This is a genomic window from Tessaracoccus sp. OH4464_COT-324 (assembly GCF_003932855.1).
Lineage (GTDB): Bacteria > Actinomycetota > Actinomycetes > Propionibacteriales > Propionibacteriaceae > Arachnia.
Window position 1 is genome coordinate 118,485 of the sequence record NZ_RQYZ01000004.1, and the last position, 23,938, is coordinate 142,422.

General features: G+C 65.4%; 19 protein-coding genes and 1 tRNA gene. 8 read left to right on the forward strand and 12 right to left on the reverse strand.

Annotated features, from left to right (window positions below; all coding sequences use genetic code 11):
- Position 1 precedes the first annotated feature (1 nt).
- The 4 genes from EII42_RS04105 to EII42_RS04120 all read right to left on the reverse strand — a co-directional run bounded on the left by EII42_RS04105 (position 2) and on the right by EII42_RS04120 (position 2,949).
- The gene (locus EII42_RS04105; RefSeq protein WP_125170851.1) at positions 2-211 is read right to left on the reverse strand and encodes a hypothetical protein; all 210 of its coding nucleotides are present in this window, start codon (positions 209-211) and stop codon (positions 2-4) included.
- Entirely contained in the window at positions 208-1,374 is a 1,167-nt protein-coding gene (locus tag EII42_RS04110) for an ArsA family ATPase (protein ID WP_158676399.1), read from the reverse strand. The genes EII42_RS04105 and EII42_RS04110 overlap by 4 nt, the downstream gene beginning before the upstream one ends.
- Positions 1,375-1,446: 72 nt before the next feature.
- Positions 1,447-1,914, reverse strand: a complete 468-nt coding sequence (locus EII42_RS04115) for a MarR family winged helix-turn-helix transcriptional regulator (protein WP_125170853.1) — start codon at positions 1,912-1,914, stop codon at positions 1,447-1,449.
- A 111-nt stretch (positions 1,915-2,025) separates the two neighbouring features.
- Entirely contained in the window at positions 2,026-2,949 is a 924-nt protein-coding gene (locus tag EII42_RS04120) for an NADP oxidoreductase (protein ID WP_125170854.1), read from the reverse strand.
- Positions 2,950-3,042: 93 nt separating this feature from the next.
- Between EII42_RS04120 and EII42_RS04125 the strand changes: the two genes are divergently transcribed.
- A complete protein-coding gene (locus EII42_RS04125) occupies positions 3,043-3,756 on the forward strand; it encodes a TetR/AcrR family transcriptional regulator (RefSeq protein ID WP_125170855.1) in 714 nt (237 codons plus the stop codon).
- A gap of 15 nt (positions 3,757-3,771) precedes the next feature.
- On the opposite strand, the gene folP is transcribed toward EII42_RS04125, so the two are convergent.
- Complete coding sequence (gene folP, locus EII42_RS04130; protein WP_233558270.1) at positions 3,772-4,614, reverse strand: dihydropteroate synthase; 843 nt, start codon at positions 4,612-4,614, stop codon at positions 3,772-3,774.
- Between the two features lie 92 nt (positions 4,615-4,706).
- Positions 4,707-6,341, reverse strand: a complete 1,635-nt coding sequence (gene argS, locus EII42_RS04135) for an arginine--tRNA ligase (protein WP_125170857.1) — start codon at positions 6,339-6,341, stop codon at positions 4,707-4,709.
- Positions 6,342-6,467: 126 nt separating this feature from the next.
- Here argS and EII42_RS04140 point away from each other — a divergent pair, with 126 nt between their 5' ends.
- Complete coding sequence (locus EII42_RS04140) at positions 6,468-7,805, forward strand: UDP-glucose/GDP-mannose dehydrogenase family protein (protein ID WP_125170858.1); 1,338 nt, start codon at positions 6,468-6,470, stop codon at positions 7,803-7,805.
- 88 nt (positions 7,806-7,893) lie between these two features.
- Here the strand turns inward: EII42_RS04140 and EII42_RS04145 are convergent, their stop codons facing one another.
- The 4 genes from EII42_RS04145 to EII42_RS04160 all read right to left on the reverse strand — a co-directional run bounded on the left by EII42_RS04145 (position 7,894) and on the right by EII42_RS04160 (position 11,967).
- The gene (locus EII42_RS04145) at positions 7,894-8,421 is read right to left on the reverse strand and encodes an NADPH-dependent FMN reductase (protein ID WP_125170859.1); all 528 of its coding nucleotides are present in this window, start codon (positions 8,419-8,421) and stop codon (positions 7,894-7,896) included.
- Positions 8,422-8,470: 49 nt separating this feature from the next.
- Complete coding sequence (locus EII42_RS04150; protein ID WP_125170860.1) at positions 8,471-9,088, reverse strand: vancomycin high temperature exclusion protein; 618 nt, start codon at positions 9,086-9,088, stop codon at positions 8,471-8,473.
- Entirely contained in the window at positions 9,081-10,754 is a 1,674-nt protein-coding gene (gene pgi / locus EII42_RS04155) for a glucose-6-phosphate isomerase (protein WP_125170861.1), read from the reverse strand. Before pgi ends, EII42_RS04150 begins: the two co-directional genes overlap by 8 nt.
- A 136-nt stretch (positions 10,755-10,890) precedes the next feature.
- Positions 10,891-11,967: an SH3 domain-containing protein gene (locus EII42_RS04160; protein ID WP_125170862.1), complete on the reverse strand. Its 1,077-nt coding sequence runs from the start codon at positions 11,965-11,967 to the stop codon at positions 10,891-10,893.
- Positions 11,968-12,068: 101 nt separating this feature from the next.
- Here EII42_RS04160 and EII42_RS04165 point away from each other — a divergent pair, with 101 nt between their 5' ends.
- Positions 12,069-13,166, forward strand: coding sequence for a carboxypeptidase-like regulatory domain-containing protein (locus tag EII42_RS04165; RefSeq protein ID WP_125170863.1), 1,098 nt, complete (start codon positions 12,069-12,071; stop codon positions 13,164-13,166).
- 45 nt (positions 13,167-13,211) lie between these two features.
- Here EII42_RS04165 and EII42_RS04170 read toward each other — a convergent pair whose 3' ends face one another.
- Positions 13,212-13,805, reverse strand: a complete 594-nt coding sequence (locus EII42_RS04170; RefSeq protein ID WP_158676400.1) for a hypothetical protein — start codon at positions 13,803-13,805, stop codon at positions 13,212-13,214.
- Positions 13,806-14,049: 244 nt separating this feature from the next.
- Here EII42_RS04170 and EII42_RS04175 point away from each other — a divergent pair, with 244 nt between their 5' ends.
- The 5 genes from EII42_RS04175 (at position 14,050) to EII42_RS04195 (ending at position 23,659) form a co-directional block, all read left to right on the forward strand.
- The gene (locus EII42_RS04175) at positions 14,050-15,660 is read left to right on the forward strand and encodes a polysaccharide deacetylase family protein (protein WP_125170865.1); all 1,611 of its coding nucleotides are present in this window, start codon (positions 14,050-14,052) and stop codon (positions 15,658-15,660) included.
- Positions 15,661-15,818: 158 nt separating this feature from the next.
- Positions 15,819-16,946: a hypothetical protein gene (locus EII42_RS04180; protein ID WP_125170866.1), complete on the forward strand. Its 1,128-nt coding sequence runs from the start codon at positions 15,819-15,821 to the stop codon at positions 16,944-16,946.
- 378 nt (positions 16,947-17,324) lie between these two features.
- A complete protein-coding gene (locus tag EII42_RS04185) occupies positions 17,325-18,314 on the forward strand; it encodes a LacI family DNA-binding transcriptional regulator (RefSeq protein WP_125170867.1) in 990 nt (329 codons plus the stop codon).
- Positions 18,315-18,545: 231 nt separating this feature from the next.
- Positions 18,546-19,394 (forward strand): S9 family peptidase, encoded by an 849-nt coding sequence (locus tag EII42_RS04190; protein WP_158676401.1) that lies wholly within the window; start codon positions 18,546-18,548, stop codon positions 19,392-19,394.
- Between the two features lie 2,741 nt (positions 19,395-22,135).
- Positions 22,136-23,659 carry a hypothetical protein gene (locus EII42_RS04195; protein WP_125170869.1) on the forward strand — a complete coding sequence of 508 codons (1,524 nt, stop codon included), beginning with the start codon at positions 22,136-22,138 and terminating at the stop codon, positions 23,657-23,659.
- Between the two features lie 102 nt (positions 23,660-23,761).
- On the opposite strand, the gene EII42_RS04200 is transcribed toward EII42_RS04195, so the two are convergent.
- Positions 23,762-23,847: transfer RNA gene (locus tag EII42_RS04200), tRNA-Leu, on the reverse strand.
- Positions 23,848-23,938 lie beyond the last annotated feature (91 nt).

Genomic DNA, 23,938 nt, shown 5'->3' on the forward strand with positions numbered 1-23,938 from the left:
CTTACTCCTCGATGTCGATCCGCCGGGGGCCGGTAGGCGTGCCGGGCTCATCTTCCGGGCGCTTCTCGCGGAGACATTCGACGATGAGCGCCCGCCATTCGCGCTCGATCGTGCGCAGCCGTTCGCGTTGCGCGGGCGGAACCAAACTGAGTGCGGCCTCTCGGAGATGGCGGCGGGCTGCGAGGAGATGGGTGACGAATTCACGGTTCATGACTGGGCCTCCTGGGTGGAGCGGAAACGGACGGTGAGGGCGCCGTCGCGCAGCCTGGCGCCGGCGACGTCGTGGTGACGGAGGGCGCCGGGCAGGGCGATGTTGCGCCGAAAGCTGCCGATGCGCACGCTGAGGTCTGCGGGGCTGAGGCTGAGTTCGACGTCGTCTGCGGTGACCCCAGGCAGCGGCAGCTCCAGGTCGTAGCCGTCGTCGGCGCTCACGTAACGTTCGTGGGCGAGACCGGGCACGACGTCGAAGGCGGCCTTGCCGATCGCGAGATCGGCGAGACGGGTGATGTCGTCCAGGCCGCAGAGATCTTCGGGGAAGCGGGTGACTCGGGTGATGGGGAGGTGCCCGAACGATTCCTTGATCTCGGCGAGATGCTGGCGCTGGTGTTCCAGCCAGGTGCCGAAGAACTCGTCCACCTTGTCAGGCGGGTAGAGGCCGTTGACGAAGACGTGGTCGACGCTGTAACCGAAGAGGTTCAGGTAGACGTAGCTGCGGCGGGTTTCCTCGATGACCATGCGTTCGGGCAGGGTCACCAACCGGACTGAGGTGGTTTCCGGGTCCTTGAGGAGCCGCTGCATCTCCTGGAGCCGTTGGTACAGCCGTTCGATGTCGTTCATGGCTTGGGCATTGGGCAGCTCGATCTGCCACACGCCCTTGACAAGCGGCCGGAGCGCACGAACCGCCAGCTTTTCAAGCGGGAAGATCCGCTCCATCCACCAGGACAGCAGTTCGGGGAGCTGGAGCAGAGACAGGGTCTCGCCGGTTGGGGCAAGGTCGAGGATGATTCTGTCGTAGCCACCGGTGTCAGCCAACTGATGCACCCTGAGGAGGAAAAAGAGCGGATCGAAGCCGGGCAGGTCCACCACCTGATCGTCGTCCGCCTCGGTAATGATCCTGGTTAACGCGGCGCTCATCTCGGCGAAGTCCTCCTCGGCGACGCGTCTGGCGTCCACCTCGATGATGTCCAGATTGGCCGCCACCGGGCTTAGGGTCGGCGCGGGTGGGCAGTGGAACAGGTCAGCCAGGTTGTGGGCTGCGTCCATGCTGGCGAGCAGTGTGCGGCGCCCGTCGCGAGCCGAGGCGACGGCGTGGGCCGCGGCCAGCGAGGTCTTGCCCACGCCACCTTTTCCGGTCAGCAGGATCATTCTCTCCATCAGCATTACTTCTTTCTGCGAATGCTTCGGTAGGCGAACTATTTGGTATGGTCGGGCTCGGTTGAGCCTTAGTCAGTCAATGGGAATGCGGCGGATAGCGCGCGACTTCGGCGGGCCAGCACGTTCGGCCAGCAGCTTGGGAATGCGGTTCAGCACGCGGATCAACACCTCGACCTCCTCTGCCGTCAACTCGTCGAAGAGGCGACCGACGAGTCCGACCATCTCTTTGAGGCTGTGCGCAATGAGGCTGCGGCCCGCACTGGTAAGCGAGATCAGCACGATCCGCTTGTCATGCGGGCTGTGTTGGCGCTCTACCAGGCCTCGTTGCTGGAGGCGCTGGACCACGCCCGTCGCGGTGTTAAGTGGCGCGTCGAGGTAGGCGGCTAGGTCGCTCATGCGCGACTCGCGAGCGCGGTGCAGGTGCAGCAGCGCCAAGATGTCATTCTTGCTGAGGTCTTGGACGAGGCCGCGCCACCCACCCGCGGGCAGCAGGGAGCGGAAGCTGTCCACCCAGTCGTGGAACATCGTTTCCAGATCCAAGGCCCTACCTCACGCAATACTTCGATGCTCGAACCACTCTAGGGTAGCACTCCACCAGCCTCCAGCCCAGCCCGAGGCGCCGCGCCCCCGCAAAGCTGTCCGAAGCTGACCTTAGCCTTGTAGCTCCGCGAGCACCCCGGCCAGGGTCGTGTCGAAGGGCGTATGGGTTTCGCCCAGGAGATCCCGGGTGTCCTGGTCGTCCATGAGGTAGGGCCCGGTCAGTTGCGGCAGGAGAGAGGCAACGGCGCGCATCGTCGGGGAGAACCACCCCAGCGACGCGAGCAGCGCGCTGGACATAGGACGCAGTCGCGGGTCACGGCCGATCCCGGCGAGCGCCAGGAAACGGGTGGCGGCCTCCCGTCGGCTCACGGCAGGGGCGCTTGGGACGTGCCAGACGCGGCCGCTCATCGTCGCATCCGTTGCGGCGCGGGCGAGTAGGCGGCCGAAGTCCGCGACCGCACTCCAGGTGTGCGGCGCGTCCGGGTCCCCCACGATCCGCACGGGGCGCCCAGCGAGCAGCGGTTCAAAAAACCGCCTGCTCAGATGGGTGATGCTTCCGGAGTCGGGGCCGAAGTAATCAGAGCCGCGCACCTCGACGCCGCGCACCCGGCCAGCGGCGTGGGCCGCAAACAGGCGCCGCGACACGAGTGCGCGCACCTCGCCCAGCACCGTCGGGGGCTGCAGGGGGTCAGTGGCACGCATCGGCATGCGCAGCGAGTGCGCGTAGAGGTTCCCGGCGACTACCAGCGTCGCCTCACGGCTCTGAGCCAGCGTGAGGAGGTTATCAATGGCGGGCGGCCAGCAAGAGCGCCACCCCTTCGCACTATAGGGGAAGTTGCAACAGGCCACCACAGCCTCCGCCGGGGGCAAGTCGGCCAGGCCGTCACCGGTCACGACGTCTACTCTCGCACGCTGAGCGCCGGGCAGTTCGGTGCCCGAACGGGTGCCGACCACGACGTCGAGGCCGCGGGATACGAGACTTCTGGTGGCGGCACGGCCGAGCGGCCCGGCGCCGATGACGATTATGCGGCTCATTGCTTCCTCCTCTAAATACAGTGAACATCGTTCACAGTAGTATCGTATACACCGTTCACACTTTTGGGAAGGGGCCTATGAGAAACTGTCCCCATGACCACCAGAGCCGAGGCACGCAACGAGTTCCGCCGTCGCCTCCTGGCCGCTGCCTACCGCACCCTCGCCCGCGACGGGGCCGCCGGGCTAGGAATGCGCGCCCTCGCCCGGGACCTCGGCGTGACACCGGGAGCGCTCTACCGCTACGTCAAGAGCCGCGACGAGCTGCTCACCGTCCTGGTACTCGACGCCTACAACTCCCTCGCCCACGCCATCACCCAAGCGCACGATCGGATGCCCCGCGCCGACCACGAGGGCCGCTGGGTGGCGATCTGGCTGGGGGTCCGCGAGTGGGCGGACAGCCACCGACACGAATACGCGCTCATCTACGGCACCCCCGTCGAGGGCTACCACGCACCCGAGGAAACCGTCGCCCCCGCCACCCGGCTGACCCTGCTGCTCGCCCGGGTGGCCGCCGACCATCTAGCCGCAGTCGGCCTCGGAGCCGAACCACCGTCGGAGCCGCTGCCCGACGCGCTGGCCCAGGACGTGGCGCGAATCCGGCACTGGCTGCGCACGCAAGACGTGCCCGAAGCCCAGGCTCCCGACGCGCTGATCGTCCAGGTGCTGCGCAGCTGGAGCGCCCTCATCGGAGCCATCAGCCTGGAGTTGTTCGGACACTTCCGGCACAGCGTCGAAGACGGCGCAACCTTCCTCGAACACGCCGCCCACGCCAGCTTCGCCGACCTCACCCGCACCATCGGCCGCTGACTCCCCGCCCGGGCCTCACATGTTGTGCCGGAGGTAGGCGGGCTCCCGCCAACCCAGCAAGGCCTCCATCATCCGAGCCAGCTCGACGTGCCGCGCAACGTCGTGCACCCGCAGCACCCGCGCGCCACGCTCAATGCACCACGCGGCCGCCGCCAGCGAACCCGCGAGCCGTCGCTCCCTCGGTCGATCCAGCGTCTCGCCGATGAAATCCTTGTTTGACAGGGCTGCCAACACCGGCAGCCCCAGCGTCGTGAACTCCTCGAACCGGCCAAGCAACTCCAGCGTATGCCTGGTGTTCTTGTTGAGATCTGGGCCAGGATCGACGATGAGCTGGCTGCGCCGCACCCCAGCCGTCTCGGCCAGCCTCAGCCGATCCGCTAGGAAGGCCAACACCTCCGCCGTCACATCGGCATAGTGCGGACGTGGGTGGTGGGTGCGCGGCGTCGCCAGCGAATGCGTCAGCACCAGGCCCGCCCCCGTGCGCGCCGCCAGCGGAGCCAACCCGGGATCCGCCAGGCCCGTCGTGTCGTTGATGATCGCCGCCCCTGCCGCGATCGCGGCCTCGGCCACCCGCGAGCGGAAGGTGTCCACGCTGATCAGCACATCGCTCTGGGCGCGGACCGCGGCCACGAACGGGCAGACCAGATCGATCTCCTCCGCCTCGGAGACATCGCGCGCATCCGGCGAGAACGGCACGCCACCTACATCGACGATCTCCGCCCCCGCAGCGGCCGCCGCCAGCGCCGCCTCCACCGCGGGCCCCAACTCGTAGGTGGCCCCCGCGTCGAAGAAGGAATCACGGGTGCGATTGACGATGGCCATCACGGCCACGTGCCGATCCAGGTTGAGACGTTCCATCACGAGACCCATTGAACCAGCAGGCAGAAACCACACGACAAGCCCTGCCAACGCGCCACCCCAGAGACACCCCTCGCAGGCGACACAGGTCCTCACATTCGTTCGGGCGCGTCAATCCCCAGCAGGTAGAGCCCCTTGGCCAGAACATCCCTCGTCACCGCACACAGCGCCAGCCGGGACGCCCGCACGTCACCCGCGCTCTTCAACACCGGGCACGCCTCGTAGAAGGCCGAGAATGCGCCGGCCAACTCGTACAGGTAGTTGCACAGCTTGTGCGGGGTGAGACGTTGCGCCACCTCGTCCACCACCTCGCCAAACCGGGTCAGCAGGAGCGCGAGCTGCTGCTCCTCGGGCTGGGCCAACTCGACCACCGCGCCATAGCCGACGCCTTCCGCCTCGGCCTTGCGCAGGATCTGACAGATGCGTGCGTGCGCGTACTGCAGGTACGGGCCGGTATCGCCAGTCGTCTGCACCATGCGCTCCGCGTTGAACACGTAGTCTTTCTGCAACCCGTTCGACAGGTCTGCGTACTTGATCGCCGCCAGGGCGATGTTCGCGGCCGCCTGCTCCTCGGCAGCGTCGAGCAGCGAAGTCAACGTCGCCGCCGAACCATCGCGCGTCTTGAACGGACGGCCGTCCTCACCCAGCACCATGCCGTAGCCGACGTGCTCAGCCACCACATCGTCGGGCAGGAAGCCCGCCTTGCGGGCCGCGGCGAACACCTGAGCGAAGTGCCCGGCCTGGCGGGCGTCGGTGACGTAGATGATCCGGTCGGCCCTCAACTCGCGCACCCGACGCCGGATCGCGGCCAGATCGGTGGTGGCGTAACCGTACCCGCCGTCAGACTTTCGCACGATCAGCGGGGCGTCGAACCCCTCGACGAAAACGCACAGCGCTCCCTGGTCCGGAACAGCAGCACCCGAGGCCGTCATCTCCCCAACCAGCACGGGCAGGTCGCCGTTGTACGTCGACTCCCCGGCCAGGTGCTCGTCCGTCAGCAACACCCCGAGCCGCTCGTAGGCTTCGTTGAACGCCGGCTTCGAGATCTCGACGAGCTGACGCCAGATCGCCAGCGATTCCTCATCGCCGCCCTGGAAGACCGCCACGCGGGCGCGCGCCTTGGCCGCGAACTCCTCGTCCTCCTTGAAGTGTGCCGCCGCACGCTTGTACAGCGCGTCCGCCTCCGCCAGAGTGAGCCTGGACGCGTCGAGCCCCTCGAACAGCACCTGCTCGATGAGCATGCCGAACTGAGTGCCCCAGTCGCCGATGTGGTTCTGCGGCAGCACCTCGTGGCCCAGCGCAGACAGCACCCGGTTGAAGCAGTCGCCGATGATCGTCGTACGCAGGTGCCCGACGTGCATCTGCTTGGCGACGTTCGGCGCCGAGTAGTCGATCACGATGCGCTGCGGGTAGTCGGTGACGCTCAGCCCGTGATTCGGGTCTTCAAGGATGGCGGTGGCCGCCGCCGCCAGCACCTCCGGCTTGAGCCGGAAGTTGATGAAACCCGGCCCCGCGATCTCCAGCGGCTCGCAGAGATCATCCACCTGGAGTCGCTCGACGATGCCGGCCGCCACCTCACGCGGCGGCTTGCCCGCCTCCTTCGCCAGGCGCAGCGCGACGTTGGACTGGAAATGGCCGAACTGGGGCCTCGTGGCGGGACGCAGCTCCGGGTCGACACCGGTGAGGGCGTTCAGGCGCGCGTCAAGCAGGGCAGGCAAGGATTGCATGGCAGCATTCTTCCACCTCCCCCAGCCAGGCCCCAACCTGAGGACTTCTCAAACCTGAGGAAAGCATGAGAACTTCCTCACAACTCTCTCCGCAACGCTTCATGTCGCCTCACTACAGTTCCGAATATGCGAATCTCAGTCATTGGTTGCGGATACCTCGGTGCGGTACATGCCGCCTGCATGGCCGAACTCGGCCACGACGTCGTCGGCCTCGATGTTGACGCCGAGAAAGTAGAGAAACTGGCCAACGGCATCGCCCCCTTCCATGAGGAAGGGTTGCCCGAGTTGCTAGCGAAGCACGTCGGAGGCGGAAAGCTGCGCTTCACTACCGACCCGCGCGAGATCAGCGACGCGCAGATCCACTTCATCGGCGTCGGCACGCCACAGCGCAAGGGGCACATCGCGGCGGACATGACCTACGTCGACGCGGCAGTGAGCACCATCATTGAATACGCGACGCCCGGGGATCAGCCGGTGCTGGTGGCGGGCAAGTCGACCGTGCCGGTGGGCACCGCGGCGCGCCTGGCCGAGCGTCTAGCGGGCTCCGGAAAAAACTTCATCCTGGCGTGGAACCCCGAGTTCCTGCGCGAGGGCTATGCGGTACATGACACCCTCACCCCCGACCGTCTGGTCTACGGCCTGCCGGAGGACCGGGAGGTTGGGCTGCTGGCTAAGGGAATGCTCGACGAGTGCTACGCACTGCCGCTCGCTCAAGGCACGCCGCTCGTCGTGGCCAACTACCCCACTGCCGAACTGGTGAAGGTGGCAGCCAACTCTTTCCTAGCCACCAAGATTTCCTTCATCAACGCGATGGCCGAGCTATGCGAGGCCACCGGCGGCGATGTCACCCGCCTCGCCGAGGCCATCGGCTACGACGAGCGCATCGGAGCGAAGTTCCTCCAGGCCGGCATCGGCTTCGGCGGCGGCTGCCTGCCGAAGGATATCCGCGCCTTTATGGCCCGTGCCGGCGAACTGGGCGTTGACCAGGCCCTCACCTTCCTGCGTGAGGTGGACGGCATCAATCTGCGCCGACGCGACCACGCCGTCGCCCTAGCCGAGCAAGCCGTGGATGGACGTCTCGTCGGGAAGAAGGTGGCGGTGCTGGGCGTGACCTTCAAACCCGACACCGACGACCTGCGCGACTCGCCGGCTCTCGACATCGCCACCCGGCTGTGGGCTCGCGGTGCTGAGCTAGCGATCGCTGACCCAGCAGCCGCAGACGAACTGCGCCGTCGACGCCCAGACCTGACCATCGTCGACACCGCTGAGGAGGCCGTGGCTGAGGCCGATGTTGTGATGATCCTCACGCCGTGGCGTGAGTTCGTGAATCTCGACCCACAACAGTTGAGAGAGATCGTCGGGACCGCGAACATCATCGACGGCCGCAACGTCCTCGATCCCAAGGCCTGGCGTGCGGCCGGGTGGACCTATTACGGGATGGGGCGCGGCGACTCCATCTGGTGATTCGTGTGGGCGGCGGTAACCCGCCGCCCACACGAAATCTGCGCGGACTGTGCGGGCTCGGCTAGGGGCGAGCCCGCACAGTTAGGCGTCACGCGAGCTGCGCACCCAACGCACGCAGTTCGTCTGCGTGTGCCGCCACGAGACCCGCAGCGTCAAGGCCGGACTCGCCCATGAACTCCTGGAAGCTGAGCAGCACGCTGCCCTGAACCACCTTTGCACCGACGTTTTCCAGCAGCTGCGTGAGCGGAGGGACCGCTCGGCCTCCCCCACCGAATCCGTACCCAACGATGGCGGTGGGCTTCTCAGCCCACTCTGGGCCCAGCGTATCGATAGCGTTCTTGGCAGCAGCCGTGAAGAACCCGTTGTACTCGGGGGTCACCCAAACCACGGCCTCCGCATCGGAGATGGTCTTTGCCCAAGCCTTGGTGTGCTCGTTTTGGTAGTTCCCCATACGAGGCATCTCAGGCTCATCCAGAAGGGGCAGAGCAACCTCGCGGAGGTCAACGAGCTCGACCTGCTTCCCCGAGGCCTCCGCCAGAAGCGGAGCAATTGCCTCCGCGATGTGACCGCCATTGCGCAGCGGACGGGTGCTGGTGACGATGATCTTGATTACCATGAAGCTCCTACTGGTTGATAATGAATTGCCGCCAGTCTAGCTCAAATCATCAACCCTCGTAACGGGGCGAGCGGCCGCTGAAGAGATCCCACTCCATCTTTATCACGGCAAAAGGTTCACGGATCGCAGCCTTCCACCAATATCCTGGCCATTCCCGGCTCAGCCGCTTATCCCCCACCCCGAGCGTATCGATCCCCACCCAGCGGCAGATCGCCACCGTACGCCGAATGTGGTAGTCCTGGCTCAACACCACAGCCTGTCGCAACCCGTAAACATCATGAGCCCGCTTGCAGGTGTCATACGTGTCATACCCGCCCGGATCCTCGGTGATAATGCCGGGGTCGATCCCCTTGCGCTCCAAATACCCGCGCATCACCCGGGGCTCGTTGTTAGCCCCGGGTCGGCCATCGCCAGAGACAATCACTCGGCTGAGCCGCCCCGCGCGCACCAACTCGACGGCGAGGTCCAGCCGGAACGCGAGCGATGCCGAGGGCTGCTCCGGGTCCGCCCGCGCACCCAGTACGATGCCCACCCGCCCGGGCGGCACCGCCGTCGGCTCGATGTAGCGGCCCCAGGAAGCGGCCAGCGAATGCGTCAGGCCCAGAACGGTCGGCATCGTCGCAAGCAGCGCGACACCGACCGCCCAACGCCACCGACGCCTAGCCACGGTTGGCTCGGTACCACTTCACCAAAGACTGCGTGGACGGATCCTGCTTGGCGAGCGCCTCATCGTCGCCGAACACTGCAGGAGCGATCTCCAGCGCCAGCTTCTTACCCAGTTCGACGCCCCACTGGTCGAACGAGTCGATGCCCCAGACGATCCCCTGTACGAAGGTGATGTGCTCGTAGAGCGCGATCAGCTGACCCACCACCGACGGCGTCAGAGCGGGCGCCATGATCGACGTGGTCGGTTTGTTCCCCGCGAACACCCGGGCCGGCACGATGGCCTCCGGAGTACCCTCCTCGCGCACCTCGTCGGCGGTCTTGCCGAAGGCCAGCGCGGCCGTCTGCGCGAAGAAGTTAGCCAGGAACAAGCCGTGCACATCCTTGTCGCCGTCAACGAGCGGCCGTGCCGGGCTGGCCACTGCAATGAAGTCCGCCGGGATGAGGCGCGTGCCCTGGTGGATCAACTGGTAGAAGGCGTGCTGGCCGTTGGTTCCGGGTTCACCCCAGAAAATCTCGCCGGTGTCGCTGGTCACCGGGGTGCCGTCGGCGCGCACGGACTTCCCGTTCGATTCCATCGTGAGCTGCTGCAGGTAGGCCGCGAAGCGATGCAGGTACTGCGCATAGGGCAACACGGCGTGCGAGTGGGCGCCAAAGAAGTTGACGTACCAGATGTTGAGGAGACCCATCAACAGCGGCACGTTTCGCTCGGGAGCGGCCGTGCGGAAGTGCTCATCCACGGCGCGGAACCCGGCGAGGAAGTCGCGGAAGCCATCCATACCAATCGCCAACGCCACCGGCAGCCCGACGGCAGAGTCGACGGAGTAGCGGCCGCCCACCCAGTCCCAGAAGCCGAAGGCGTTCGCCGGGTCGATGCCGAACTCGGCCACCTTGTCCAGAGCCGTGGAAACGGCGACGAAGTGCTTGGCGATGGCAGAACGCTTGGCCGCCGCATCGTCGCCGATCGCCCCCTTCTCGACCAGCTTGTCGAGCAGCCACTCCCGAGCGAGACGCGCATTGGTAAGGGTCTCCAGCGTCGTAAAGGTCTTCGAAGCGACGATGAACAGCGTGGCCTCGGGGTCGAGGTCCGCCGTCTTCTCGTACACGTCGGAAGGGTCAATATTGGAAACGAAACGGCAGCTCAGGCCCTCCTTCTTGTAGGGGATGAGCGCCTCGTAAACCATCACCGGGCCGAGGTCGGAGCCGCCGATACCGATGTTCACCACGGCGGAGATCGGCTTGCCCGTGACGCCCACCCACTCGCCAGAGCGCACGGAGTCGACGAAACCGCCCATCCGGTCGAGTACCTGGTGCACGTCCCCCACGACGTCCTGACCGTCCACGATGAGTTCCGCGCCCTTGGGCAGTCTGAGCGCGGTGTGCAGCACGGAGCGGTTCTCCGTGACGTTGATCCGCTCTCCGTTAAACATTGCCTCCCGACGCTCGGCCAGACCCACCTGCTCGGCGAGCTCCAGCAGGGCAGTTACCACCTCATCGGTGATCAGGTTCTTGGACAGGTCGACGCGCAGGTCGGCCAGGTCGAAGGACAGTTCCTCGGCACGGCGCGGGTTGGCCGCGAACCAGGCACGCAGGTCAACGTTCAGGCTTTTCTTCAGCTCGCCTAGCTTCGACCAGGCGGGCGTAGTGGTGGCATCTACTGGCTTGTTCATGGCCCAAGCCTAGGCCGTGGTTGGGCCGGAGAACACCCCCGCCTGCACTAGGACACGTTTCGAAAGTCGCGCGGGACCCGATCAAGCGACCCCAACGCGCCGGGCCGTCCTAGGCCGACGCTCCACTACGCGGGTCCTAGCGCACGCTGATGTGCACGTGGTCGTAGTGATTCGCAGAGACCGAGCCGCGATCGCTCATGTGGCGCCAACCATCGCCGGAGCGCTGAGTGGTCCAGATCTTCTGCTCGTAGATGACCTCGATGACGCCGAGTTCGCTCGCGTTGGCACGCGCCCAGTTCGCGATCTCCCAGCCGGCCTTGCCAGAGATCATCACGTCAATGGCTCGCCCTGAAGAGTGGTATGAGCCACCGCCGGCTCGACGGCCGTGATAGCCGCGTACGTTGGGGAACTTGTTGCACACCGCGCGCAGCACACCCACGGTGCGGTCGGTGAGACCGCTCTCGATGCGCGCCGCCTGCGGGCAGGAACTCTTCCCGCCACTGACGCCCTGGGCCTCCGGTGCGGCCGCAGGCTCCTCGTCGGTGAGGAATTCGCTGACAATGAAGCCCTCGTGCTTGCCCGCCTTGACCTGCTGCCAACGGCCCTCAACGACGGAGGTGACGCTGACCTTCTTACCCGCACCGATCGTCGCAAGAATGCCGAAGTCGGTACCGGGACCCTTGCGCACGTGCACGGACTTGGTGGCCCACTTCTCCCCCACGATCTCGCCGAAGGCCGGCACGGCGGGGCTGGGCGTTGGCTGGGCGCTGGTGGGCTCTGGCGTGGGTTCAGGGCTCGCCTCCGGGGTGGCCTCCTCCGCAGGCTCGGGCGTCGCCTCGACGGCGGTCTCCGTGGCTTCCGGGGTGGGCTCGGGCGTGCCGCTGGCTTCCGGGGTGACGCTCGGGGAAGCCGCGAGCGGCAGCGGGGTGCGCTGGTTGGTGCGACTCAGGGATTCCGAACGCTCCGACGGCAGGGCGAGCGTGTTCGGGTCGGTGTGGGCGGCCCCGTCGACCTCGCCGGGCACCAGCAGGACGCTACCCACCAGGAGTCCCACCGTGGACAGCGCGGCCAAGCCCCAGCGCGTCACGGACGACAGCCGCCTGGCCTGGGGCGTCTCGTCATCCAGCAGTGCGCGGCGTGCAGGCTTTGCCTCGGCGATGGGCGCCGTGTCTTCGGCCGTGTCGTCACCGATCAGTACGCGTCGAGCTTCCACAGCGAATCCTTTCCTAAGATTCTCTCAGTCAATATTAAGAAACCGGAAACGGGGAATCAAATCGGGCTTGCGCCTGCCGGGTTTCCTTGACATGCTCAGGCTTGGCAGAAAGCCAGGACGCTTCGAGGTCAGGAGTTCCCATTCACCCACGACGCACGCGGTTTACCGCCTGGGCCATCTCAGTAGCAGTTGTTCTGCTCGGCCTGTTCGCGCCCAGCGCGTCGGCGGCCGGATCGCACATTGACATTGACGTGCAGCTCAGCGCGGAGTTGGAGGTGCATGTCACCGGCACCCTGTCCGCCGACGATCGCAAGCCCATCGTCGGCGGCCGGGTCAGCGCGCTTCTCGAAAACCGGACCCTGGCGTCGGGCTCTACTGACAGCTCCGGACGCTTCGATCTCAAGTTCATCGTGCCCGGTGACCTGCGCGGCGGTCAGCGACCGCTGACCGTGCGCTTCGCGGGCGATCAGCAACACTCCGCCGCGCAGAGCGGCGTCACTCTCGACATGTCGGAACTCGCCGCCCCGGCAGCCCCAACGGAGGCACCCGCCGACGGCAACAGTGCGCTGACCCTGAACGCGAGCAATCCCACCCCGAGCAACGGTGATGTGGTGACGCTCTCTGGGAAGCTGCTTTCCCCCCAGGGGCTGCCACTCACCAACGCCGGACTGTCCCTGTACAACGGCGATGTCGAGATCGAAGAGTCCTACATGATCACCGACGCCGAGGGCACATTCACCACGATCTTCGAGGTCCCAGCGGACCAAAAGGATCCGGTCACGCTCTCCGTGCGGTTCGCCGGTGGCGAGGGCTACCCGGCGGCAGAAGCCAGTGTCTCTCTAGACATTAATTTCCACGAGATCGGCTCCAGCACGCCTTCACCCTCCGCGACGCCCTCCGCAGAGTCCTCTCAAACTCCTTCGGCCAGCCCGTCAGCTTCGGCCAGTGCGACCGCCGCTCCCCAGACCACTGCGGAGCTGGACAACTCGCTGTTCTCCGGCGTCGGCGCCTGGATCATCGGGGCCGTGGTGATCGTCGGCGGCTTGGCCCTCGTGACGGTCGCCCTGGTTTTCAGCAGCTCGCTGCGCGCCCGAGCCCGGCACAGCCAGCAACTGGCGGAGGAGCCTGAGGAAGAGGGCACGCTCGACATCTTCGCTGAGGAAGAGAGCGACTCCCCCACCCCGCGCCACGGACCCTAGGGGCCCCTCCGAAGACGAGACCATGCTCGTCTTTCGCACCAGGCCTTAGGACTCCGGTTGAAGTTTCCGGAACGCCCCGCACCGATCGCGCAGCTGACCGAGGTCCCCCCCGGCCGCAGCATCGCCCAGCAAGGTCGCATCGACAGCGGCGGCCGGGGCCCCCGATTCCAGCCATTGGCTAGCTGCGTAGGCTCCGAGACCGCCCATCGGGATGACCCGATCGATCAGCCCCACCCTGGCCAGATGGCCAGCCATGGTGTGGCCGACGATGTCTGCCGGCCACAGGAGCGCCCCGGAGGCCCCGCCGGCCAGCACCGAGCGCACCTCCGTCGGCGTACAGGCCGACGCGTACACCGCCACCCCGGCCTCCCTGGCGATGCCGGCCAGCTCCCCGTCGAACCGATCGGCGAAGACGAAGTCCGCGCCCGCATCGACGGCCCGCTCCAGCTGCCCGACATCAGACACCTGCCAGGCGCCAAGCGTCGCCCGCGCAGCGAACACCGCGCGCAACTCGCCCAACACGGCCACCGGCACCGCGAAGCTCGGCAGCCGTTCCTGGATCAGCACCTCGGCCACGCCGATGAGTTCGTCGCAGGCCACATCGGGCAGGCAGGTCACGATTCCGCGGGGAGTGTTCATAGCTCTCATTGTGCCAACTTTCGTGCCGCCGTCGACCCCGGGCTTCACGGCAGGAGAGCCCTCGGGAGCGGGTGCCGTGGCCCGGGATAGCGATCTCGTCCTGGGCCCCAGGCCACCCGATGGAGCCCCACCCAGCGACCCCGCCTGCCGAGATGGGCCCAATCTTTGCAGACCAAAGTTCGGGCTGCGCTCCTCCTGCGGCGTAACATGTGTTCAGTAACCACGGACGAAGTTTTAGGAGCCGGTGTTGAAGGCAGAGGGTGTTGGTCGCCGCAGCGTAGTTAAGTTGCTGGCTTGGACTGTTGCGGGTACGGGGTTGGCGGCATGCGCCAACTCCCCTGCGGATACGAGGGGCCGCGACGACGGTTCCGCAACCGAAACGGGCACTCCCGGCGGCGAGTCGCCCGCACCGGACCAGCCGCAGGACAACCAGAGCACCGAGGCATCCTCCGTCAACGTGGACTCGGCGCTCGTGGCCGGCTATTCCACAGTTACGCTGGCGGTCGGCGAGGGAGTGTCCGCCGTTACCCCCCGGTTCGCCACTGCCCGTAACCTCTCCCAGGCCTGCGAGATCGTGCGCGACCGTTTCCTGCGCGGAGCCCGCTGGGTGGATGCGAAGAAGGTGGACATCTCGGCCTCGTTTGTCGCTTGCTCGGCCGATGTCGTCGGGGTGCAGTTCACGAGCACGGTGGACGGCAGGACCGATTACGCGATGCTGTGGTACGACGCGCGAAAGTCGCAGACCTTCTCCTCCCCGGAGTTGATCGAGCCCTACGGCTGGGGCAATTTCGCACAGGCCGTGCACGACGCCGCCACCGAGAAGGGCCTCGATGCCGCGAAGGTGGATGAGGCTCTGATCGCCCGTCAGGCCCCCTACGGCCCCGGCCCTGGGATGTACTTCGAGAGCGACGGCCGACTCAGGATCACATTCAACTCGGGCGTGCTGGGCGACGCTCCGCACAGCCTGACCCTCGACGCGAACGACTGGCTCAGCGAGTTTGGTTCGCTGGCGCAGAGTGCTGCCACCAGCCCCGTCGAGTTCACCGGTAAGCCCAGCCGTAAGGAGACGCATTTCACGCCAGGCAAGGAGCGCCCCGCCCCCATCTCCTCGCCGAACGCCCCATCCGACGGGGACACGCACGACAAGCTGCCCAAACCGAAGCCTGGCGGAAAGGTGCGCCCCAGCACCGCCGTCGGCTACGACCCGATCGTCGAGCCATGCGTGGCCCTCACCTACGACGATGGCCCGGGACCGCGCACACCGGAACTGCTGAGCATCCTGGACAAGGCCAAGGTCACAGCCACTTTCTTCGCCCTGGGCAACAGCATCAAGTCCTACCCCGACACCGTGAAGCGGATGGCGCGCAGCGGGTACGAGGTGGCCAGCCACACCATCACGCACGCCGATCTGGCCAAGCAGAGCGTCGAGAAGATCCAAACGGAGGTCAACGGCAACTCCGAGCTGATTGCGCAGACGACGGGCTATGCCCCACTGCTGTTCCGTCCGCCCTACGGCAGCCACAATGAGAAGGTGGACAACATCCTCACCGAGGCGGAGTTGGCCGTCGTGATGTGGAGTGTGGACACCAACGACTGGAAGCACCGCAACACGGGCCAGACGGTGGCCAAATCCGTCGGCGAGGGAATGAAGTTCACCCAGCCCATCGTGCTGATGCACGACATCCATGACTCCACGATCGATGCGGCTCAACCGATCGTGCAGCAGCTCACGGAGAAGAACTTCCACCTGGTTTCGGTCAGCGAGCTGACCGTGAACACCGGTGGCTTGTTCGCCGGGCACTCGTACTGCCGGGGCACCGGCATTCTGCAGGAGGGATTCGGCTGCAAGGGCTAATCGGAGGGCCGATCATAGGCTGGGGTGGCGACCAGCTAATCGGAGGACCAACCAAAAGCTGGGGTGACCAGACGATCTGGTGGCGCGCCCGCCCGGCAGTTCTCCCTGAGAGGTCGAGCGGCGGGTATTCGTCCCTACGCTCGATGTACGACCGGGTGTTGCAAGCGGACTTGCTGGGAGTTTCCGGGCTGATTCTGGGCCCCGTGCTGGCCGCCGACCCGTCGGACGGTGGCTTGGTGGATGCGCTGCGCGTCGACCCTCGGCTGGGTGAGGAACAAGACCTTCGCGCCGCCGTGCTCGGCTTCAAGTACGAGGGTTTGAAGGTGCTGATGGAGGCGTCGTTCGCTCTCGTCAGCAGGCAGCATCCCGACGTGGCGCGCGCCCTGCTCGGCGGACCGGACTCGCCGGAGGGCCGGCTCTTCGACATCGACTGGGACGCCCCCGGGGGCCCCCGCCCGCGCCCGGCTGACGGCGCCGGGCAGCTGGTTCGCCTGAACCAGTCGAGCGACGAGGCGGTGGAGTTCGCGGCGACCGCGATGCTGCACTGGCTCTCGCGCGGGGTGGATGGCTTTTCCCTCTCGTCGGCCTCCGCGGTGCCGCCCGAGTTCTGGCGTCGGGCGCTGGCCCGCACCCGGGAACTCTTTCCCTACCAGTGGGTGCTGGCCGATTTTGGCCGGGGGGATCTGGTGGATCTCGTCGAGCGGTCGACGGTGGATTCGGCCATGCAGTTCGACCTGCGCGACGGAATTGTCACATTCTTCAGCGACCGGAATCTTCGGAGGCTCGACCGGGTCATTGAACAGCACAACCGCTGCCTGGAGAGCTTTGTTCCGCAGACCTTTCTCACCCTCCCCGGCGAACCAAGCATCACCCGCACGTTGGGCGAGGACAACGCCCGGCAAGCCCTCGCGCTACTGCTTTTCCTGGGCGGGGCGCCGTCGGTCGATTCCGGGTACAAACTCCCTGGTATTACGCCGCCAACCCATCCGATTCTCCCGTGGCAGCGTGCCTCCTTCGGTCCCCGGATTTCGGGCACGTCGGAAAGCTTCCCCGCAATACAGTGGAGTCTTTTGGAGAAACGCGACAAGCTGCGGGGAGGCCGCCAGTGGCGCAGTCTGGAGCGGTCGCGGGCCGAAAGACTGCACCTCAGCGACACCTACGCCGTCTATCAGCTGCGGGGAGAACACCCCGATGTGTTCCTGGAGATCCGCGTGGGCCGCACCGTCTCCGTCCAGGTCAGAGCGCACAGTTCCATGTCCGGCTCGGACAAGCTGATCTGGGGCTGATAGCCGGGGCACGCCGCCGGACGGGCTTCGGCCCCTCAGGGGCGGTTTCCATAAATGGTCGCGTGTTTCGGTCCATAACCCGGGCGGACAACACAGAAATGATGCAGCAGGCTCCCGCGAAGCGCGGAAAGGAAGAAGCTAGTCCCCTTGCCTGATCCAACGCCGACCCGCTCGCCCCTCCCAGCGGGTCGGCGCCGCGGCTGCCGACGACATGCCGCAGGTAAAGCCCGGTCCGGCCTCAGCCACTGCCTCAACAGCCGCAACCGACCGGGGCGCGCACTCAGAATGTGAAACTCTGGCTTAACCCCTACTCGTCGGATTACTATTTCTGCGATTCACAGTCCGGACTTACCGGCCGACGCAGAAAGATCGGCAGAAATGAAGCGCACCACCATCAGCGATATTGCCCAGCTTGCCCAGGTTTCCAGGGGCGCTGTTTCGTTGGCGCTGAACAATAAACCCGGGGTATCCGACGCGACCCGCGCCCGGGTGGTCGCGATCGCTCAGTCCTTGGGGTGGACGCCGCACATCGCCGCCCGGGCGCTTTCCTCGTCGCGGGCGGCGGCCATTGGCCTCGTGCTACCGCGGCCGCGCGCGGGTGCCGACGCGGAGCGCTACTATTTCAAGCTGATCTGCGGCATGGAGGCCGCACTGACCGGGCACGGGCACTCGCTGGTGTTGCAGATGGTGGACGACGTGGTGGAGGAATTGGAGGTCTACCGTTCCTGGTGGGCACAACGCCGCGTCGACGGCGTGCTGCTCGTGGATCCCCGCACCTCGGACCCTCGCCCCGCCCGACTCGTCGAACTGGGCATCCCTTTTGCGACGGCCGGCTCGCCGCTGCCCGGCGGGGGCGCCATCGTGGTTGACGACGCAGAGATCATGGAGCGGGCCCTCAGCCACCTTGCGGCGTCCGGCAGGACGAGCATCGCTTACGTCGGTGGACACAGCGGTTTGCAGCACACGCTGGGCAGGCAGCAGGCTTTCTTCGAGCAGGGTGACAGGCTTGGGCTCATCACCCGGCTGGCGAGCCCCAGCGACTACTCCGAGGCAGCCGGCGGCGCCGAAACCAGGCGTCTACTGTCGAGCCACCGAGTACCCGACGCGATCGTTTACGACAACGAATTGCTCACCCTGGGCGGGTTGTCGGTAATCGTCGAGAGCAGGATCGACGTGCCCACTCGCCTGGCCGTACTCTCGTTGGAGGATTCGCCGTTGTGCCGCGTGGTCAGCCCTCAGGTGACGTCCTTCCTGCACGACCCGGCAGAGCTTGGTGCGGCAGCCGTCGAATTGTTGCTTTCCCCAGATCCAGCCCGAGTTCAGCGACTCGCCTCCCCCGCCCTGGAGGTGCGCGAATCCACCCGATGACGCCTATTGTCACCGGTTTTGGGGCGGGTATTGCTAAGGTTACGTATGGTCAAGCGATCTATTCTCGTCATCTTGGCACTGTGTTCGGCGCTAGTGGGTCTCGCTGCGTGCGCTGATTCGACCGGACAAAGCACCTCCTCAGGGGCTTCACAATCCGCCTCCTCTGAGCAGCCAGCCCGGCATGGGGAAGAAGTCACCGTCGGGATTTTCCATCTTCCGGGGACCCTACTGGTGCCCGAGGATGGCAAACCGATTGCTGTTCTCCTGCTGTGGGGCTCCGGCCCACAGGATCGAGACGAGTCCCTGCCCAACAGCCCCAACAAGCCGTTGCGTGATCTCGCCGAGGGCCTCGCCGACCGGGGCATTGCCAGCCTGCGCTTCGACAAGCGCACCTTCGCGGCGCCACGCAAGCTTGACCTCAGCACGTTGTCGCTGTCCGACGAATACCACGACGATGCCGCAGCGGCGCTGCGCCTGCTGCGCGACCGGTTGCCCGGGTATCGGCTTTTCGTGATTGGCCACAGCCAAGGGGCGATGGTGTTGCCGGACATTCTAGAGGCGAACGAATTCGCAGCCGGCGGTGTCTCTCTGGCAGGAACCCCCCGTTCGCTTTTCGATCTGATTCTGGATCAGCTCCATCACCAGTTGGAGTCCCAGACCGGGCTCTCCCCCGAGGAGCAGGCCCGGCGCCGCGTCGAAGGCGAGGCAAGCATCGCGGAAGCGAAGGCGGTCGACGCGCTGAGCGACGTGGTGCCGATGCCGTTCCGGCTGTCAATGAGCACCCGCTACGTGATCGATATCAACCGCCTGGATCCGGCCAAGACCGCCACAAAGCTTAAGGTCCCCCTGCTCTTCCTGCAGGGCGACGCAGACCAGCAGGTTTTCGCGGATACCGATTACCGCTTGTGGCAGGAGAAACTCGCGGGCCAGCCCAATGTCGAGTTTGAGCTGTTTAACGGGCTGAATCACTGCTTCTACCCCACCAAGGGGCTGGATCCGTTCCGCGATATTCAGGAGCCCGCAACGATCCCGCCCCAGGTGATTGAGCGCATCGCCGGGTGGCTTGTGAAGCAGGCCTGACGACCGGCCACTCGTCGTTGCCGTCCTTGGCTGGTGATGAGACGCGCGTCTCTTCGAACCTCCCCTGCGGACAGGCGGTTTCTTCCCTACCGTGAGTTCCAGGAATCAAGCCCTACCCAGCAGCCACATGTCCGGATTTACGGAGGCATGCTTGGGAATTACCCGCCCCGCGAAACCATTGGGGCGATTTCACGGGGTTCTTCCGATGGATCAAAGAGTCTCAGAGCACCGCTGGCTGCGGCTGCACTGGCAGCGCTGCTCGTCTTCTCCGGCTGCCAGAGCGGCTACCGCTCGCCCAGTTACCCACAACCGTGAGTCAGCCCTCGATTGCTACCAGCGTTGCCCCGCGTGGTCGAGGACGAGCTCGGGCTAGTGAGCGTTTCCACAAAGGCGAAACGCACCGCTCCCCCGCCTACACCATTGCCGTGCTGCTGCGTGGAGGAGCCGGCAAGTTCGTAGCTTCGGAGGGCAGCTACGGCAAAATGAATGGTTCAAGACCACGTACCCACGTCCGGCTCAGCTGTCGGTGGTGTTCTCCAGCAGCGAGATCAACGTAGAGGCGCTGCTGATTCAGAGGCCTGATTTGGCGGCCTCCAGCCCGACAAGGCCGCCGAGTGCTCCAAGGAGTATCTGGCCATCAGAGCCGAGACCGAGGAGAGACCGCCCCCTCTCAGGTTCCGAGTACCACCGTCGTTCAGGCCTTCACCGCAGGAGGAGCCCTCCAGGCAAACAATGGGTCAACGACCGGTCAGGGACTCATAACCCTTGCGCACCGCATCAACGCTGGAGCGGGAACCATCGGCGAGCCAAAAGATTCCTCGGGGGAGGCCAAGACGAAGGCCTTTACTTGGAATACTTCGGCTTTGAGATCGCCGAAAGCAGTCTGAAGTACCTGCTCATCCTGACCGACGGTCAGCGCGCGACGGACATGTTCGACTTCCACCACCGCTAGCCCCCATGATGACGAGGTCGCAGCCGATCCCAAAACATGGACGAGGCCATCGCACATGTCCGTTCTGGGTCAGCTTACTTATCGCCGCCTCCGTCCTACTCTTCGACGTAGCTAGCCCCTTCCTAGTGGGACGCTACGCTATTGGTCCGCGGGAAGCGATGTGGATCATGCTGTGGAATCTCGTTCCCATTGAGCCGACCTGGAGCGGGATCGCCGAGAAAGTGTTCCGGGAGATGTGCTGGCCCCGCACCTGATGGCGGTGCTCGTCGGTGCAGCGCTGTCATGCTCCTGAGCTGTGCGCCAAGGGATGTTCCGAAACTCTTTAGCGCCTCGACATATTGGGGGTTCCGCCGCCGCACCGCTGGCTATCAGCCTCACCGACGCCTACCCGCTCATGGTGCCTGCTCTCCCTCTCGCGATGGGAATCTCTGGCATGATGTTGGCCTGTAGGGCTGGCCCGGGCGAAGGGGAAGACAGCAGCAATCATATTGGTGCTGGAGGGAGCAGCGGTCAGCTCGGTGCTCGACGCTGGCGTGTCCATGATGAAGTAGTTGGCTGATCCGGCGGATGACCTGCTCGCCATCACTTTTGGTGGATGAGCTCCTTCTCCGGGATGCAGTGGGATAGCCTCGCCTTTGCTTCCCTCATCTTCCAGCTGGCCCTACTGAGCATCTTCTCGATCGCCTGGTGATTGAGCCTGTTAACGATGGGTGATTTCGAGGTTCGTCCGGCGAAGTGTTTATCATTCTGGACGCCAACTGCTGCGGCAAGTCAACCCTCGTGCAGGCAATCGTCGAGGAACTTCAACCGAATTGAAGATGAATTCATCTCGGCGTATCGGATATCAAAACTCCCGGCATCAAACACTTGGCGAGGAAAACGACAATAGCTCTCCAGGAGCATTCGATGTAGTTCCCCTTCACGGACCTGAACGTGGCGCAAATAGGGCGCGCCCCGCGCTCGCTCCTGGGCCTCCCACCCGTAGAGATCAATCGATCTACCGGGAAGCTCCTGATGCTGTTGGCCTGCGCGAACTGGACATGGAGCAGCACACACATTTGTCCGGCGGCGAAAGGTAACCGGCCCTGATTGATCGGACCTCAGCACAGCAGCCCGACTTGGCCCTATCGGATGAGCCCACCAGTCACCTCGATTACCATCATGTCGCAACAGTACTCACCACGGCCCACTCGTCGCACGGATTCAGGGCAAGGCGGCGGTGATGTTTACTCACTCACTCGGCCAGGTCTCTCACTGCCCGTCGCGCACCGCCTGACGAAAGATGTGCGTTTCTTCACCATTAGCCCGAGCAAAGAGGTGATGTCTGACGATAACCCCAGCGAAGTCTGCGAAGTGAGGATGCTAGTAGTCACCACACGCGACGATTCCAGCCGCGAGGCACCTCACTTGTCGTCCCGTCCTGGAGCTAGGGAACCTTGAGCTGAATGACCAGGACATGGCTGGGCAAGCGACACCGCCCGCCTGGGACGCTCCGTGCCGCGTTACTCCTCCCAACGCGAATAGGGACTCGCCGCCTGAACGCCGGATTTAAGCCATCCCACAGGTCAATCCTCCTGTCCCACTCTGACAAGGAGTTGAGCCCAACTCGCGGGTTCGGGGATCACACCCCTTTGGAGAGGCGCGGAAGCGCCCTCGACGGACTCGCAAGGCGGTTTCGTTCGCCTCGGTCACACGGGACGCTCCCGGTGGGCGGCGCCCCAAGCGAGAAGATCAGGGATTCTGTCGCACACCCACCCTGTTTGCTCGCCCACTGCGAGAGGATGGGGCCATGAATGATTCTTGGCAGTGGATGGGCCAGTACGGATGGAACAGTAGATTTCTGGATGCCCTCGAAGTTCAGACGGCCGAGGCTGCCGCGTTGCGCCAGACCGTGTCCAAACACGTCGAGGGCATTCAGAAGGAGTTGAAGACAGTACAGGGCAGCGTCGATGGCCGACTGAACGAACTCACCGAGGCTTTCTTAAACTATGCCAAGATGGACGGCTTCGAGAAGGAGCTCGGGACCTTCCCCGGGCATGCCGTGGCCCGCAACCAGGCTCGTGGCAACATTCGTCGTCTCATGCAGGGGCTACCCCCAGAAGCCGCGGAGGACATCCCGTCCTACTGGCTCCCCCCGGCCGTTGCGGCGCTCAGCCCCGACGGAAGCGTCGACACACAGCTGGCCGCGCGAGCCCTTCAACGCTACCCTGAGGCGGCGCGGGACTTCCTGGCGGTGGCCCAAGGCGCACTGGGGCGCGGTGAGGCCGCGCTCGGCGACCTACCGAGCCTCCTCAGAACCGACGGGGATGGCCGCTGGGCACGCTGGCAGGTTCTGGTGTGGTCAGCCGTCGCCAGGGGAGCCTTTGGGCCGAACGCCCTCGCCACCATCCGCGACATCGTCGAGACCACTCTGTCGAGAAACGACGACTGGGAGCAGTGGCTTCGCGAGGAGCACCGCAATGTCCCCAGTCCGGAGCGGGCCGACGATGTGCTCGCCTGGGCGCTCGACCAAGCAGAAGCCCCGGCGCCGACGACTTCCGCACCCAAGCCACAGGAGGGGATGCCCACGGACGAGGAAGTCGGCCGCGCGATGCTGTTGGAGTCTCTCACTCTCCTGCCGCTGGGAAGCTGCCCGGAGGAGGAGGCCCTGCTGGCCCAGGCCAGAGAAACCCGTCGAGCTTTTATCCAGAAGCTGGCGCCCGTGGCTGAAGGCCAGGCTTACGAAAACGATAGCCCTCCCGTGGATGTCGTCATGCTGCTGCGAGACACAGCGGTGAGCCCGGATGTACCGCAGACGATTTGCGCCTGGCTGTGGCAGCGCTTCCTGCCGCGCTTTTCTCCGATCGCGGACGACTACGCGGCCCAACCGCAGCCCGCCCCTCCCGAAATCGCGCTTCCCGGGGAAGCGAGCATCCTCGTCGGCCCGAAGGGTGTGCTCAACCCAAGCCAGCTAACAGCTGCCCGCGCCGCACTGCACGACTCGCTCCCGACGGGGATGGTGTCCCAGGGCTTGCCGGTCAGCTTGGTGGGCGCCGCCGTCGTTTTGCTGTCACTCGGACTGTGGGTGGCCGGTATGGACTTTCTCGGCTTCCCTCTGCTGGTGGCCGGAGGCCTCATCGTCGTGCTGGGCATCAGGCTAGTGAACTACTCTCGGGACAGCCACGATCGGGTGCGCGTCTCGCTGGAGGAACTCGATTCGAACATTCGCAGGACCACCAAGCGCGCCGCAGAGCAACACGAGGAGCAGCTCGCCCTGTGGGCAGTTAGGCGCGACTGCGCGGCGCGGTTTCTTGAGAGGCGACGCCGAGCCTGACCGTCTCGGTGGGGGTGCTTGGAGGGTCGCAGTGGGCCGCCCGAGCGCCCCCGAAAAAGTGAAGTCCCGGGGCGCTCACCTTGGGCGCCCCGGGACTTGGCTTGGTGCGCGAGAGAGGAGTTGAACCTCCACGCCCTTGCGGGCACCGGCACCTGAAGCCGGCGCGTCTGCCATTCCGCCACTCGCGCGTCCCGCCGATCCGTATCGAACCGACGCTGAACTTTAGCACAGTCCGAACGGAACGCACAAAACGGCCCCAGCCACCCTGACCCACGCTGC

Coding starts and splice junctions, on each gene's coding strand:
- EII42_RS04145 (WP_125170859.1), bottom strand. CDS start 8,421: ATGGTAATCAAGATCATCGTCACCAGCACCCGTCCGCTGCGCAATGGC.
- EII42_RS04110 (WP_158676399.1), bottom strand. CDS start 1,374: ATGGAGAGAATGATCCTGCTGACCGGAAAAGGTGGCGTGGGCAAGACC.
- EII42_RS04195 (WP_125170869.1), top strand. CDS start 22,136: ATGAATGATTCTTGGCAGTGGATGGGCCAGTACGGATGGAACAGTAGA.
- EII42_RS04125 (WP_125170855.1), top strand. CDS start 3,043: ATGACCACCAGAGCCGAGGCACGCAACGAGTTCCGCCGTCGCCTCCTG.
- EII42_RS04105 (WP_125170851.1), bottom strand. CDS start 211: ATGAACCGTGAATTCGTCACCCATCTCCTCGCAGCCCGCCGCCATCTC.
- EII42_RS04120 (WP_125170854.1), bottom strand. CDS start 2,949: ATGAGCCGCATAATCGTCATCGGCGCCGGGCCGCTCGGCCGTGCCGCC.
- pgi (WP_125170861.1), bottom strand. CDS start 10,754: ATGAACAAGCCAGTAGATGCCACCACTACGCCCGCCTGGTCGAAGCTA.
- EII42_RS04170 (WP_158676400.1), bottom strand. CDS start 13,805: ATGAACACTCCCCGCGGAATCGTGACCTGCCTGCCCGATGTGGCCTGC.
- EII42_RS04140 (WP_125170858.1), top strand. CDS start 6,468: ATGCGAATCTCAGTCATTGGTTGCGGATACCTCGGTGCGGTACATGCC.
- folP (WP_233558270.1), bottom strand. CDS start 4,614: ATGGAACGTCTCAACCTGGATCGGCACGTGGCCGTGATGGCCATCGTC.
- EII42_RS04185 (WP_125170867.1), top strand. CDS start 17,325: ATGAAGCGCACCACCATCAGCGATATTGCCCAGCTTGCCCAGGTTTCC.
- argS (WP_125170857.1), bottom strand. CDS start 6,341: ATGCAATCCTTGCCTGCCCTGCTTGACGCGCGCCTGAACGCCCTCACC.